We start from the raw sequence: 14,114 nt of genomic DNA, 5'->3' as shown, positions 1-14,114 counted from the left end.
GTATTACTTTCCTGCGTCGATTTTCACCTCGGCCATTGCCTGCCGTTCCAGGCCATATTTCTCGAGCAGGGACATATAGGTACCGTCCTCGATGAGAGCGGTAATCGCGCCTGCCACTGCGTCGCGGATGGCTGGCTCGTTCTTGCTCACGGCAAGACCGAAGAGCGTCTCGATCAGCGGGTCGCCGACAAGGGCATAGGTGTCCGGCTCGTCGCGCATCAGATGGCTGACATATTCCGGGCCGAGCACGGCGGCATCGAGCCGGCCCTGCTTGAGATCCAGCCGGGCTGCGGTGGCACCTTGCGTGCCGTTGACCGTCATTGCCGGCTTGCCGGCGCCGACACAATTCTTTTCATTCCACGCCTTTGTTGCGGGGAAGTAATTCGTCGCGCTGGGGGCTCCGACAGTCAGTCCGCAAAGATCCGTGCTCGTCTTCAACTTCTGTGCGTTGGCCGTGATGGTGAAGGGCTGCGCTCCGGTGCGCAGATAATCGACGAATGTCATTTTCTCGCGACGGCTGGGAAGATCGCTGATGGCGGTTCCGACAAGATCGACGCGGTGGACTTCCAGGGCCGTTGCCAGCTGTTCGAAACTTAACTCCTCCCATTTGACCTCGATACCCATTTTTTTGGCCATTGCGGTGACCAGTTCGACATTGAAGCCGACCCGTTCATTGGTTGCCGGGTTGCGATAGGCCATCGGCGGATAGGTCGATTCGATCGCAACGACAATGCTGCCCTTTTCCTTAAGTGTTGGTGGAACAACCAGGTCCGAGGCATGCGAGGCGTATACGTTAAGAAGCGTCGTGGCGAGAAAAGCAGCCGGGGCAACGAGTGATTTTACGGTTTTCATATCTGTTCCCATTTTTCGTTGTCGCAGAAGATTCAGCAAGTAGTCATGACCCGCTGGTCTGCTCGGAAAGAATGCAAACGGGTGATTATCCGGCCCAATGAATTAATCTCATTAGGCCTAGTCGAATTTGGAATAGGTGGCTTGGCGGGACGAAATCCCTAGTATTGCGACGTTGTCTATTTGCATGCTGAATAATGCTGCCTGAATTATTATAAGCAGGAGCGGCTGATCAACGACATTACGACGGCAAGTTCAGTTTGCCGTGTTGCTCCATGGCGAGCCGTACACTTCGCAGGAAGGCTCTTGCGACCCGTGACAATGGCCTTTTTCCCGATTGCACGGCTGATGCACTGACTTCGCAAGAGGTACTGAGCGGGCGCACGACGATTGCATCCTGCTGGACACAGAGCGGTGATAAGGGATCGACAATCGCGACACCCACCCCGTTGCTGGCCAGGATACAGGCCGCGTGGCAATAACGGACCTCGATCGAGAACTGATATGGCACGTTCGCCTTGTCGAAAATCGTGCGAACAAGATTTCCCATGCGCGTGTTGCGGTCGAGTGCAATGAACGTATGCTCTGCCAAATCTTCGGGCATGATGACGTTTTTATCCGCAAGTGGATGCCCGAGCGGCATGACGCAAACCATGCTGCCGGAATAGAGGCGTTCAGTATGCAGCATCGGCTGGTGCTCACCCAGTGCCATGACGAAGCCGAGCTCTGCAATTCCGGCATCGACGCTGTCCAGCACATGCTCCAATCGTCGGACATCGAAGGAAACTTTCACATTCGGCATGTCGCGTCGGAATGCCGATAGCGCCTTGGGGATGATGCTGTAACCCATAGGCGGAGTGGAAATGACCCGCACATGCCCGGCCTTGTGTTCACGAAAGTCCTGCACCCGCAATTCGAGCGCCGCGTGAAGCGAGAAGATCGGCTCGGAGTCCTCGTAAAGCGAACGGGCCTCCACGGTCGGAAACAGGCGGTTGTTGATCCGTTCGAACAGGGCGAAACCGAGTTGTGTCTCCAGATGCTTGATCGCATTGCTGACCGCTGGCTGCGACAAACCCAGTTCGCGCCCCGCTCCTATTGTTGTTTCATTGCGGATGACCGCCCGAAGCAGTTCCAGTTGACGCAGGTTCATATAATTTCGCTCGATACTTTCATGCCTTTCCATTCAAGAAGCAAATAGTATGCCGCCTCAGTCGGTGTCGCCCTATAATCATGTCGAATAGCGGAACGGCATTTATAATAGTCGCCTCGACTGCCGTCTCGATCACCTCTGGGGTAAGTTCCGAAGATGGGCTGTCCCGGATTTGATTCCGCAAAACCGGGTCGACCCAGCTCCTTCAGCTTCCTTCTCGCGAATAAAAAATCATGCAGATAGTGATCATCAATCCTAACTCGTCGCTCGAAGTGACGGAGGCCATCGATCGGAGCATTTCGCCCATGCGCCTTGCGGGCGGTCCCGAACTGCATGTCGAGAGGCTTGAGGATGGGCCGAGCGGTATTGCCTCGCAGCGCGATGCAGACAGCGTCATTCTTCCGCTGGTGCGCAGGATCGGCGAGCGCGACGCCGATGCCTTCGTGATTGCCTGTTTCAGCGATCCGGGCATCCACTCGGTCCGTGAGGCGGCAGGTGGGCGGCCGGTTCATGGTATTGCCGAATGCGGAATTGCCCATGCTCTGACCAGAGGCGACCGTTTCGGCATCATCGCGCTCTCGGAAGCCTCGGCACGTCGGCAGATGCGTTATGTCCGACAGATGGGCCTCTACGATCGGTTCGCCGGCAGTTGGCCGGTGCAGGCCAGTGCTGCCGATACGGCGGGAGCGGACATCTTGCCAAGGTTGATCGAGGCCGGTCGACACCTGATCGACCAGCGTGGAGCCGATGTTGTCATCCTCGGCTGTGCCGGCATGGCGCGGCATCGGCTGGCGATCGAAGAGAGTTTGGGCCGGCCGGTGGTCGAGCCCGTGCAGCAGGCGGTCATGACGGCGATCGGTCGCCTGATCTGCCCCTGACGTCCTGCCGATAATCCTGAAATGCAACAAAGACTGGATCCATCCATGCACTTCGACGTTCTGATCCGCAACGGTACCTGTGTTTTTCCCTGGGGCGAAGCGATGGCAGATGTCGGCGTCACAGGCGGCCGGATCGTTCATATCGGCCCGGCACAACAGGCGACTGCCGACGAAATCATCGATGCCAGGGGCCTTCATGTCCTGCCCGGCATGATCGATAGCCATGTCCATCTGCGTGATCCAGGCGATCCGGCGGTGGAGACGCTGGAGACGGGGACGCGTGCCGCCGTGCTCGGTGGAGTAACGACCGTGTTCGATATGCCGAACACCAATCCTGCGATCGACAATACGGAAAGGCTAGACTGGAAGCGCGGTTATGCCGAAGAAAGGTCCTGGTGCGATATCGGGCTTTACGTCGCCGGCACCCGGGACAATATCGACACGCTCGCTGCACTGGAAGCCGAGGATGGCGTCTGCGCCATCAAGGTTTTCGCCGGCAGCTCCACCGCCGCCCTGATGGTCGAGGATGACGAGAGCCTGGAGCGCCTGATGGCCGCGGGCCGTCGCCGTATCGCCTTCCATAGCGAGGACGAATATCGGCTTCAGGCGCGCAAGCCGATGTTTGAGAGCGGCATGCCGCATAGCAACCATATGGAATGGCGGGACGTCGAATGCGCCTTTCTCGGGACACGGCGTCTGATGGCGCTTGCCCGCAAGACGGGCCGCCGTGTCCATGTCCTGCATGTCTCGACGGCCGAAGAGCTGGACTATATGCGCGATTATCGCGATATCGCGACGGTCGAGCTTCTGGTCAACCACCTGACCCAGGTGGCACCCGACTGCTACGACACGCTCGGCGGTTTCGGCGTGATGAACCCGCCGATTCGCGACGAGCGGCACCGGGAGGCAAGCTGGCAGGCCATTCGTGACGGCCGGGTCGATACGATCGGCTCCGACCATGCGCCGCATTCGCGGGCTGCCAAGGAAAAGCCATGGCCCGAATGCCCGGCAGGCCTGACGGGTGTTCAGACGGTGGTCCCGATCATGCTCGATCACGTCAATGCCGGGCGCCTGTCGCTGACGCATCTTGCCCACCTGATGGGCACTGGTCCGTCTCGCGTTTATGGGCTTTTGAACAAGGGGCGCATTGCCGCCGGTTATGACGGCGACTTTACTATCGTCGACATGAAGCGGCAGCGCACGATCGAGGACAGCTGGATCGCCTCGCCCTGCGGCTGGACACCTTTTGCCGGAAAATCCGTCACCGGCTGGCCCGTTGCAACGATTGTCAGAGGCAAGGTCGTGATGCGCGAGGATGAAGTCCTCGGTTCGCCTCAAGGCCGGACGGCCCGATTTCAGGATTGATGGAGTAAAAACATGTCGCAAGCGCCGCAGAAAGCAACCGGAACGACTGCCGTCTACGGCAGCTATGTCCTCGTTCGCGAGGAAGGCAAACCGGTCGTCAAACGCGACCAATGGGTGGTGATCGAGGGAGACCAGATCGCTGCCGTTTCCGCATCCCGGCCGGCTCATGCCGATCATGTGTTCGATCGTCCCGGCCGTTTCATTTTGCCAGGGCTGCTGAACCTGCATAATCACTGCTTCTCCGAAGCCGTTGCCCGTACCCATGCAGAGGATGGCGGCAGTGGAAAGAACAGCCAGAGCGTCGTCTACAGCGTGCTTCTGCCCCTGACCAAGAGCGGCATCGATATCCTGACGCCTGAAGAGCGCATGGCGATCGGCCGTCTCGGCATCCTGCAGCTTCTCAAGGGCGGCGCGACAACGGTGATGGAACCGTTCCGCAACGGCATACCCGAAATGTTCGATGCGGCTCTGGAAATGGGACTGCGCTTCTATGGTGCGCCCTACCTGTTTTCCAGCGCCAACCCGAAGGCGGATGCAAAGGGCGTCGTGCAATATGATGTCGCCGATGCGTCAGGAAGCGATTCCGAGCGGGATCTCGCGACATGGAACGATATCCACGGCAAATGGCATGGACTGGATAACAGCCGTATCCAGGTCACGATGAGCCCGCATGCCACTGATACCTGCGATCCCGACTTGTTGAGGGCAGCGCATGCACGTGCCCGCGAACTCGGTGTCCAGGTGACAACTCATCTTGCCCAGAGCGTGCGGGAAGTCGAAGTGATCGGCCAGCGATACAACGGGCGCACTCCTGCGGAATATCTCGACTGGCTGGGGCTGCTTGGACCGGATCTGCTTGCGGCTCACTGCATCGCATGCTCCGACAGTGATCTCGACCTGATGGCGAAACGTGACATGACGGTTCTCAACTGCCCGCGTGTCTTCGCGCGCACGGGCAAGACGGCCGCCTTCTCCCGTTTTGCCGAAAAGGGTATTCGGACGGTGGTCGGAACCGACGGTTACAATATGGACCTGCTCGGAGAGATCAACGCGGCAGCGATGATTTCCAAGGTCGTTTCCGGCGATGCGACCGTCGCATCCTCGCAGACGATGATCGATGCCGTAACGGCGCAGGCCGCGGCCGCCATCAAGCGCCCTGATCTCGGAGAAATCCGCCCCGGAGCCAAGGCCGATCTGACGGTCGTTGACATGACCCATCCTCATCTGCAGCCGCTGTTCGATCCGATGAAGGCGCTTGTCGCGCTCGCCAACAGAGCCAATATCGACACCGTCATCGTCGATGGCCGCGTTCTGGTCGAGAGTGGCGCCTACACGCTGGCCGATGAAGCGTCGATCACGGCGGCCGGAAGTGCCGCCATCGCCCGCATATGGGACCTGCCCGAAGCCCGGGCAGCCTTCGCATCCTGATTAGGAAATAGACGCTCCGCAGCGTAAGCCTGGCAGGGTGACAATGTTCACCTGGTGAATACCGGATGCGGGTCGTCCATCAGGAACGGCACAAAAAGGGGAGGCGGCGCCTCCCTTTTCTATTCCTTGCCTTTGACAGGTCGTGGAGACCTCCTCAGGCCTCCGTTTCCCATTCCGCTCCCCAGACCTGAACCCTGTGATCCGCCGAGACATCGCGGAATTCGCGCTTTGGCGGAACATAGTCAACCGTGCGCACCGGGCTTTTCAGTTCAAGCGGTGCGCTGGTGCTTGCGCCCCGGCGCATGGAGGGATCGGGGATCGGGACCGCCGAGAGAAGGCGCTTGGTGTAGGGATGCTGGGGGTTTTCGAAAATTGCGGCCCGTGAGCCGATCTCGACGATTTCGCCGAGATACATGACCGCCACGCGATGGGCGATGCGCTCCACCACCGACATGTCGTGGCTGATGAACAGGAAGGAAAGGCCAAGAGCTTCCTGCAATTCCATCATCAGATTGACGACCTGCGACTTCACGGAGACGTCGAGCGCTGAGACGGATTCATCGGCAACGATCAGCTTCGGGTCCAGCATCAGGGCGCGTGCGATGCAAATGCGCTGTCGCTGACCGCCGGAGAACTGGTGTGGAAACCGGTCGATTGCATCCGGTCCGAGGCCGACACGGCGCAGAATTTCCGCGACCTTCTCCATCGCCTGGGCGCGCGTACCAAGCCCGTGTTCGAGGAACGGCTCGGCGATCGAGGACCCCACCCGCGCGCGTGGATTGAGGCTGGAGAAGGGATCCTGAAAGATCATCTGGATGCTGCGACGCATGCGACGCAGATCAGGCCCGCGGACTGACTTGGCATCGAACCCGTCGACACTGATAGAGCCCGAGACCGGCTCGGTCAGCCTCATGATCGAGCGCCCCGTCGTCGACTTGCCGCAACCGGATTCCCCGACCAGCGCAAGCGTTTCTCCCTCGGCGATCGAAAAGGAAACGTCCTCGACGGCGTGAACCCGACCGGAAACCCGGTTGAGCAGGCCCGAACGGATGTCGAACCGCGTGACGAGGTTCTGCACGTCGAGGACCATCTTGTAACGGGCAGGTGCTACCGCCGTCTTTTCCGGCTCCTGAACCGCGCCAGTCTCCATGTCCACCTTGGGGAAGGGTACGGGCAGATCGATGCCGCGCATGGAGCCGAGCCGTGGCACGGAAGCCAGCAATGCTCGCGTATATGGATGGGTGGGCGCCCGGAAGATTGCCTCGGTGCTTTCGGTTTCCACCTGGTCGCCACGGAACATCACCACTGTGCGGTCGGCGATCTCTGCGACAACACCCATGTCGTGGGTGATGAACAGCACCGACATGCCGCCGTCGCTTTGCAGTTCGCGGATGAGATCGAGGATCTGTGCCTGGATGGTGACGTCGAGAGCGGTCGTCGGCTCGTCGGCGATGAGCAGTTTCGGGCGGCAGGCCAGCGCCATGGCGATCATCACGCGTTGGCGCATCCCGCCGGAAAGATTGTGCGGATATTCGGCAAGGCGCCGTTCGGCAGCCGGAATACGGACACGGTCGAGCAACCGGCGTGCCTCAGCGAGCGCCTCGGCATTGGAGAGATCGCGATGCCATTTCAAGGCTTCCGCCAGCTGGAAGCCGATGGTCAGCACCGGATTGAGGCTGGTCATCGGTTCCTGGAAGACCATTGCCGCCTCGTCGCCTCTCAGGGCCTGCATGGCCTGCGGCGGCAGATCGAGGAGATTGCGGCCATTGAGCAATATCTGCCCGTCGATCCGGCTCGTCATCTTCGGCAAGAGCCGCATGATGGCAAGAGCCGTGACGCTCTTGCCCGATCCGGACTCGCCGACAACGGCGACGGTCTCGTTGGCGCCGACGTCGAAGGAAATATTGCGGACGACGGGTTTCCACTGATCGGCAGAACCGAAGGAAACGGTGAGGTCGCGCACTGAAAGGACCGGATCGAAAGCCGTTTCAGGCGCGATTTTAAGAGTGTCTGACATGATCATGGCGCTTACCTGGACGTCGTTCTTTGGGCGTTGCGCGGATCCAGCATGTCACGTAGTCCGTCTCCGAGAAGATTGATGGCGAGAACCGTGATCGACAGGAACACTGCCGGGTAAAAGATGATGAAGGGCTTTACCAGCCACAGGGTCCGTCCCTCTGCCATGATATTGCCCCAGGATGGGATGACGGGAGGCACGCCCGCTCCAATGAAGGACAGGATCGATTCCGAAATCATTGCACTGGCGCAGACATAGGTCGCCTGGACGATCAAGGGTGCAAGCGTGTTGGGGAGAATATGCTTGAAAATGATCGTTGGCAGGCGTGTACCGCCGGCGACGGCGGCTTCGACATAAGGCTGTTCGCGCAGGCTGAGCACCGTGCCGCGCACCAGACGCGCGGTTCGCGGGATTTCCGCAATGGTGATGGCGATGATGACGTTGGTCACCGAGCCCTTGCTGATCGACATCAGCGCCACGGCAAGCAGGATTGCCGGAATGGACATGAGGCCGTCCATAAACCGCATGACTACAGCGTCGATCGCCTTGACGAAGCCTGACATCAGGCCGATGGCGAGGCCGCCAATGGTCGACAGGATCGCCACCGCAAAGCCGACGATCAATGAGACCTGTGCGCCGTAGAGAACGCGCGTATAGAGGTCACGACCGAGCATGTCGGTGCCGAACCAGTGGCTGGCCGATGAGGGCTGAGCGCGGCGGGCGGCGTCGATGTAGGACGGATCGGTGTTTGACAGCAGCGGCGTCAGAAGCGCGATCAGAAGGACGATGCCGAGCAGGATGGCTCCGGCGATCACGGTAGGATAACGCGTCGTGTCCCTGAGGAAGCTGCTTGCGGATGTGTTGATGGTTGACATCGTTTCGCTCCCTTCAATAGCGGATGCGCGGATCGACGAAGGTATAGGCGATGTCGATCAGGAGGTTGACGAGAACGTAGGAAATGGAAAACAGCAGAACGATCGCCTGAATTACCGGGTAATCGCGCCGCATGATCGATTCCATCGTCAGACGCCCGAGGCCCGGAATGGCAAACACGCTTTCCGTCACGACGGCACCGCCGATGAGAAGGGCAACCCCGATGCCGATGACGGTGATGATCGGAACCGAGGCATTTTTCAGCGCGTGGACAAACAGGATGGAGCGACGGCCGACGCCCTTGGCTTCCGCGGTGCGGATATAATCCTGCTGCAGCACTTCCAGCACGGCCGTTCGGGTGATGCGGGTAATCAGAGCGATATAGGCCGAACTCAGCGTTAGGCACGGCAGGACCAGATGCTGCAACCAGGGCGAAATGCCCTGGGCGATGGGTCTATAGCCCTGCACCGGCAGCCAGCCGAGCTTAAGCGAAAAGCTCCAGACCAGCGCGTAACCGACGACGAAGACGGGAACGGAAAAACCGAGAACCGCAAAGACGGTGATGAAGTGATCAACTTTGGTGCCGGCGCGCCATGCGGCGATGACGCCAAGCGGCACGGCGACGCAGACGGCCAGAATCAAGGTCGGCAACATCAGGGACAATGTCGGCTCGATCCGCTGCCCAATCATCTGCGATACCGGCATGTTGGTCAGCAGCGACGTGCCGAGATCGAACTGCATGATAGATGCGATCCAGCTGCCGAACCTGAAGAGGAACGGGTCGTTCAGTCCGAGATTGGCGCGAATGCGCTCAATGTCTTCCGCCGTCGCCTGTTCACCGGCGATCACCGCTGCAGGATCGCCTGGCGTCAGATAGAGAAGCGAAAAGACGATGAAGGCGACGATCAGCATTACCGGGATGGTCGCCAGGATACGTCTCAGGATGTAGGCATACATGGATTTTCCCCTTATGCGCTGTTGTCGACGCGGGTATTTTCGCGCGCCGCCGTGTCTTCCAGGGGGCTATCGACATGGTCGGCGACCCACAAGGCAAGCAGGGCGCATGCCTTCATGAAATCGTCTATTTCCATGGCTTCATCCGGATTGTGGCTGCCGTTTTCATTGCGAACAAAAAGCATGGTCGAGGGGACACCGGCTTCCGCAAAGGCCGCGGCATCATGAGAGGCCGGGCTGCCGATCTGGGTCACGTCGAGGCCTGAGGCTATGGCTGCTGCCTGCATTTCCGAGATGATCTTCTGCGACATCACCCCGACGGCTGCACCGGCACGCTTGCCGAGTTCGAAACGCACGCCGCGTTCGCCTTCGATGCGCGCGACCTGCTTGAGGAAAAATGCCTCAAGACGGGCAAGCACGGGGGGATCATAGGCACGCACATCAAGGCTGAAAGCGAAGCTACCTGGTACGCTGGTCATGCCATGGACGGCGGCGTCGGTGTGGAACCGCCCGAATGTCACGGCCAGCGGCACGCCAGCGGCCTGTTCCTCGCGCCATTTCGTGTCCATCGCCATGGCAAGGTCGGCTGCCGCCATCGCTGCATCCCGGCGGAAACGGCGGGGCGTGCCGACATGGTCCTGGCGACCGATGACATGTGCTTCCGGATAACGGAAATTGCCGGGAATACCGCTGCAGATCGCAAGCGGTACCTGCATCTCGACAAGGCTCGGTGCCTGCTCGATATGGACTTCCAGAAACGCCCGGATGGACGAAGGATCGAGGGACTTTTCCCGGCGGCCAATCGTCTCGGGATCACCACCGCATTCGGCGATATGCTCGGCCAATGTCCGGTTGGTATCGATCCGACGAGCTTCGAGACCGCCATCCGGCAAGCTGCCCAATGCAGATCGGCTGCCGATATAGGAAACGCCGAACCAGACGCTTTCTTCCGCCCTCACGCCCATGGCGATCACATCGCAGGCGGGCTTCATGCCCAGGTCCTTCAGGGCCGCGATCACCGTCAGTCCGGCGACAACGCCTGCAGCGCCATCGAAATTGCCACCATGCGGAACACTGTCCAGATGCGAGCCCATGATGATTGAGCCTGCCTGCGGGTCGCTACCCCGCCAGGTGGCAAACGTATTCATCGCTGCATCCTGCGTAACGGTCAGCGACAGTGTGTTCGCGTGGTCGGCGATGAGTGAATGTGCGAAATTCTCGCCGGCACCATAGGTGTCGCGAAGAATGCCGGGATTGCCCGGGCTGCCGGCTGCGAGTGTCTCGAAAAGATGCTCGACATCGCCACGGCGTGCTTCGACGGCGGAGAGAATCTGCTGAATGCTAGGGGGCATGGAATTGGGGCTTCTGCTGGTGTGATGGCCGGTTTATCCGAAAGCGAAGAGCCGGCTTTTGTTCGTTGGGACCGGCCGCTCGAAACGAGCCGGCCGATCCCAGGGATCGTATCAGGGGATCAGGCGCGGCGGACGTTCCAGAAGACGGACGTGCCCTTCATGATGCCCTCGATATCGGCGCGATGCAGGGAAGGCTGCTTGTACTGGCCGATCGGATAATAGGGCACTTCCTCGAAAGAGAGCTTCTGAATGTCGTCGGCGATGCGGATCTGATCGCCGGCATCCGCAGTCTCGATCCACTGGGTGCGAAGTGCTTCCATCTTGTCGCTCTTGTACCAGCCGGGAAAGACGCCGTCGCCGCGAAGCGTGCTATGACCAAGCGGGTTCAGCCAGTCGATGCCCTGCCAGTTGCCGACAAACGCGTTCCAGCCCCCTTCTTCAGCCGTGCCCTTGTTGACGCGACGCTTCAGCACCGATCCGAAGTCGATTGCCACATATTCGACATTCATGCCGGCCTTGCGCATGACATCGGCGGCGATATCGCCAAGCGGCTTCTGAGCCAGTGAATCGGCAGGAACGAGCAGCACGACTTTTTCGCCATTGTAGCCCGCAGCCTTGAGCTCTGCCTTGACCTTTTCGTAGTCACGCGGACCGGTAAACACGTCGAGACCACTCTTGCTGGCCATCGGGGTGTCGGGCGTGAAATAACCCAGCGGCGAATAACGGAAGCGTGGATCGGAGCCGGCAACTGCCGTCATGAATGCTTCCTGATCGATGGCGCCGAGCAGGGCCCTGCGGATGGCGGGATTGTTGAATGGCGGTTGCAGGTGGTTGACGCGCATCTGGCAGGTGAAGCCGAGTTCGTCGAGGATCTGGGTGCGCAGATTGGAATCTGCCTCGACCAGGGGCATGAAATCATGCGGCATCGCTTCCTGCCAGTCCTGCTCGCCGGCCTGGACTGCGGTTGTCCCCGTTGCCGCGTCGGGCATCGTGGTCCATTCGACTCGATCGAAATTGACGATCTTGGGTCCGGCCGTCCAGTCCGGCGTGCCGCTCTCGCGCGGCCTGTACTTGTCGAACCGCTCATAGACATTGCGCGAGCCCGGCACGCGCTCGTTGGCGACGTAACGGAAGGGGCCGCTGCCGATCATTTCCGGGATCTGCTTGAACGGATCGGTATTGGCAAGCCTTTCCGGCATCATGAAGCAGGCCGGTGACGCCACTTTGCCAAGTGCGAGCGGAAGATAGGGGAATGGGCGCCTTAGGCGGAAGCGGATAGTCTTGTCGTCCGGTGCCGAAAGCTCGTCCGTCACCTGCATCAGGGAGCTGCCATAAGTGTCGCGTGCCGCCCAGCGGCGAATGCTTGCAACGCAGTCGCGCGCCAGAACCTTTTCGCCATCATGCCAGAACAGCCCGTCGCGTAGCGTCAGCGTCCAAAGCTTGCCGTCATCCTCGACGGTGTGGCCCTCGACCATCTGCGGCGACACTTCGAGGTTTTTGCTCATTCCGTAAAGCGTGTCGAAGACCATATAACCATGCGTACGGCTCACCTGAGCGGTCGTTGCGACCGGATCAAGAAAGGCGAGGTCGATGACGGGAATGAAGCGCAGCGTCGATTGCGATGCGGCACGCGTGATGGAAGGGCTTCCGATAATCGTCGCCGCGGCAGCGGCCTGAAGGAAAGTTCGGCGTCTAAGCATATGTTCCAGCCTCTTTGAACGACGCAAGCCAGCTAGCGCGCAGAGCATGGCTCTGCACGAATGATCAGGTCGCGTCCTTGTTGTTATGACTGGGGGAGAATGCCGCACCGGGAGCCGTAAAGGCAACGGCCATCAATATGATTTATCGGAGATGTATATTTGCGGAACGAATAGCCTCGCCTTGGCAAAAAAGCTGTTGGCTCAATGGCGTAACATCGTTTTTTGCGTCGAACTGAAGATTAGGCATATGGTGCATCCAGCGTGTCCCTCAGTTTGATCGCCGTGTGCTTTGCCACGAACGACACCGACTTCCTGCAAGCGACGGTTCACGAAAAGACCGGCGCGCCGTGAACAGGCATGCATAACCGATCGTTGGCTCGGAAGCTTGAAGCAACCCCGCATGTGCCGTGATTGCACTCGTCAAGGTCGATGGAGATGTTGCTGGACTGCGCGGTTCAGAAGCAGCCAGGATATGGTCGGTCGTTTGCGGATAGGCTGCCGGCATACCGCCGAGATAGGATAATCACTGCAGCCTCCGAGATATCCGAAGGACTGCCGATTCCGGCTGCAACGAGGTCGATGCGTCAGAGCAGGTTTTCAAAAAAATGCCAGTTATACCAATTACATAGACTGATTTTGTTTGCGCCCGGCAACGTTGTGTACGTTTGATATTACAGGTAGTGAACTTGTTCGGCGCTACGTTTTAAACGATTGGTCGCCGGTTTGGATGCCTTAAAGACCTCCAAAGCGGCCTAGCGTCAGTTGGGCGGACCGACAGTCCATTCAAGTTCCCATGGAACAACGCGACAAACACATCGACCTTTGCGGGATCGTGAATTTAGACGCTTTCTAAAACATCGACATTGACCCTCGGCACGCTCTTAAAGAGATGGATGACTCAATTAGTCAGGTATTTGCGGGGGCAAAACATGCAGGTTAATCTCGTTGGCGTTCGACAGCAGCGCGCACGCCATTATCTTTCGGCGACGGCTCTGGGGCTGATCTTCTGCATCGGCAGTATGCCGGTTTCAGCGCAGGACGCCAACGAAGCTACGACGGACGAAACGGAGCTGAAGCCGATCGTCCTGACTGCCGGTGAGCAGTTGAAGCAGGCACCCGGTGTTTCGACCATCAGCTCGGAAGACATTGCCAGAACGCCGCCTGCCAACGACATTTCCGAGATTATCCGGAAGATGCCGGGCGCAAACCTGACCGGGACTACGGCGTCCGGCCAGCGTGGCAACCAGCGTCAGATCGAACTGCGCGGCATGGGACCGGAAAACACGTTGATCGTCGGTGTCGTGCCGTTTGTCGGCCTGATCGTTCCCAATCTCGTCAGCATGGCAATGGGCGACAATCTGCGCAAAAGCCTGCCATGGATCGGCATCAGCGGTGCGGGCCTGATCCTCGTCTGCGATATCGTTGGTCGCAGCATCAATGCACCGTTTGAAATTCCCGTCGGTACGGTGCTCGGGATCGTCGGCAGCGTCTTTTTCCTCTACCTACTGCTGAGGAGGCAAGGCCGTGTCGCCTGAGAAAACCCGGAAA

At 59.5% G+C, this 14,114-nt stretch carries 10 protein-coding genes and 2 pseudogenes; 5 read left to right on the top strand and 7 right to left on the bottom strand.

The genetic code is table 11. The features are described 5' to 3' along the window. Window positions 1-3: 3 nt before the first annotated feature. On the bottom strand, window positions 4-852 hold the full coding sequence (locus tag AC2GXZ_RS26125; RefSeq protein WP_483762156.1) for an ABC transporter substrate-binding protein: 849 nt from the start codon (window positions 850-852) through the stop codon (window positions 4-6). Between the two features lie 238 nt (window positions 853-1,090). Beyond that, entirely contained in the window at window positions 1,091-1,999 is a 909-nt protein-coding gene (locus AC2GXZ_RS26120) for a LysR substrate-binding domain-containing protein (protein WP_483762155.1), read from the bottom strand. Window positions 2,000-2,232: 233 nt separating this feature from the next. Between AC2GXZ_RS26120 and AC2GXZ_RS26115 the strand changes: the two genes are divergently transcribed. The 3 genes from AC2GXZ_RS26115 to AC2GXZ_RS26105 are packed head-to-tail and all read left to right on the top strand — an operon-like array spanning window position 2,233 to window position 5,670. Further along, window positions 2,233-2,877 carry an aspartate/glutamate racemase family protein gene (locus AC2GXZ_RS26115; protein ID WP_483762154.1) on the top strand — a complete coding sequence of 215 codons (645 nt, stop codon included), beginning with the start codon at window positions 2,233-2,235 and terminating at the stop codon, window positions 2,875-2,877. Between the two features lie 45 nt (window positions 2,878-2,922). Next, entirely contained in the window at window positions 2,923-4,242 is a 1,320-nt protein-coding gene (locus tag AC2GXZ_RS26110; protein WP_483762153.1) for a dihydroorotase, read from the top strand. A 12-nt stretch (window positions 4,243-4,254) separates the two neighbouring features. Further along, the gene (locus AC2GXZ_RS26105) at window positions 4,255-5,670 is read left to right on the top strand and encodes an amidohydrolase family protein (RefSeq protein WP_483762152.1); all 1,416 of its coding nucleotides are present in this window, start codon (window positions 4,255-4,257) and stop codon (window positions 5,668-5,670) included. Window positions 5,671-5,824: 154 nt separating this feature from the next. Here the strand turns inward: AC2GXZ_RS26105 and AC2GXZ_RS26100 are convergent, their stop codons facing one another. The 5 genes from AC2GXZ_RS26100 to AC2GXZ_RS26080 all read right to left on the bottom strand — a co-directional run bounded on the left by AC2GXZ_RS26100 (window position 5,825) and on the right by AC2GXZ_RS26080 (window position 12,566). Continuing rightward, complete coding sequence (locus AC2GXZ_RS26100; RefSeq protein WP_483762151.1) at window positions 5,825-7,693, bottom strand: ABC transporter ATP-binding protein; 1,869 nt, start codon at window positions 7,691-7,693, stop codon at window positions 5,825-5,827. 5 nt (window positions 7,694-7,698) lie between these two features. Then, window positions 7,699-8,562 carry an ABC transporter permease gene (locus tag AC2GXZ_RS26095; protein ID WP_483762150.1) on the bottom strand — a complete coding sequence of 288 codons (864 nt, stop codon included), beginning with the start codon at window positions 8,560-8,562 and terminating at the stop codon, window positions 7,699-7,701. Between the two features lie 13 nt (window positions 8,563-8,575). Beyond that, on the bottom strand, window positions 8,576-9,517 hold the full coding sequence (locus AC2GXZ_RS26090) for an ABC transporter permease (RefSeq protein ID WP_483762149.1): 942 nt from the start codon (window positions 9,515-9,517) through the stop codon (window positions 8,576-8,578). 11 nt (window positions 9,518-9,528) lie between these two features. Next, entirely contained in the window at window positions 9,529-10,866 is a 1,338-nt protein-coding gene (locus AC2GXZ_RS26085; RefSeq protein WP_483762148.1) for a hydantoinase/carbamoylase family amidase, read from the bottom strand. 119 nt (window positions 10,867-10,985) lie between these two features. Then, a complete protein-coding gene (locus AC2GXZ_RS26080) occupies window positions 10,986-12,566 on the bottom strand; it encodes an ABC transporter substrate-binding protein (protein WP_483762147.1) in 1,581 nt (526 codons plus the stop codon). Between the two features lie 893 nt (window positions 12,567-13,459). On the opposite strand from AC2GXZ_RS26080, the pseudogene AC2GXZ_RS26075 reads away from it, so the two are divergent. Together AC2GXZ_RS26075 and AC2GXZ_RS26070 are read left to right on the top strand one after the other, a co-directional pair. Continuing rightward, a pseudogene (locus tag AC2GXZ_RS26075) lies at window positions 13,460-13,846 on the top strand (TonB-dependent receptor plug domain-containing protein); the annotation flags it as partial. A 12-nt stretch (window positions 13,847-13,858) separates the two neighbouring features. Beyond that, window positions 13,859-14,101 (top strand): annotated as a pseudogene (locus tag AC2GXZ_RS26070) (iron chelate uptake ABC transporter family permease subunit); the annotation flags it as partial. Window positions 14,102-14,114 lie beyond the last annotated feature (13 nt).

Source organism: Aliirhizobium sp. YIM B11859, assembly GCF_057163345.1.
Note: the sequence above shows the minus strand (reverse complement) of the source record. Positions and strands in the feature narration are given on the sequence as shown.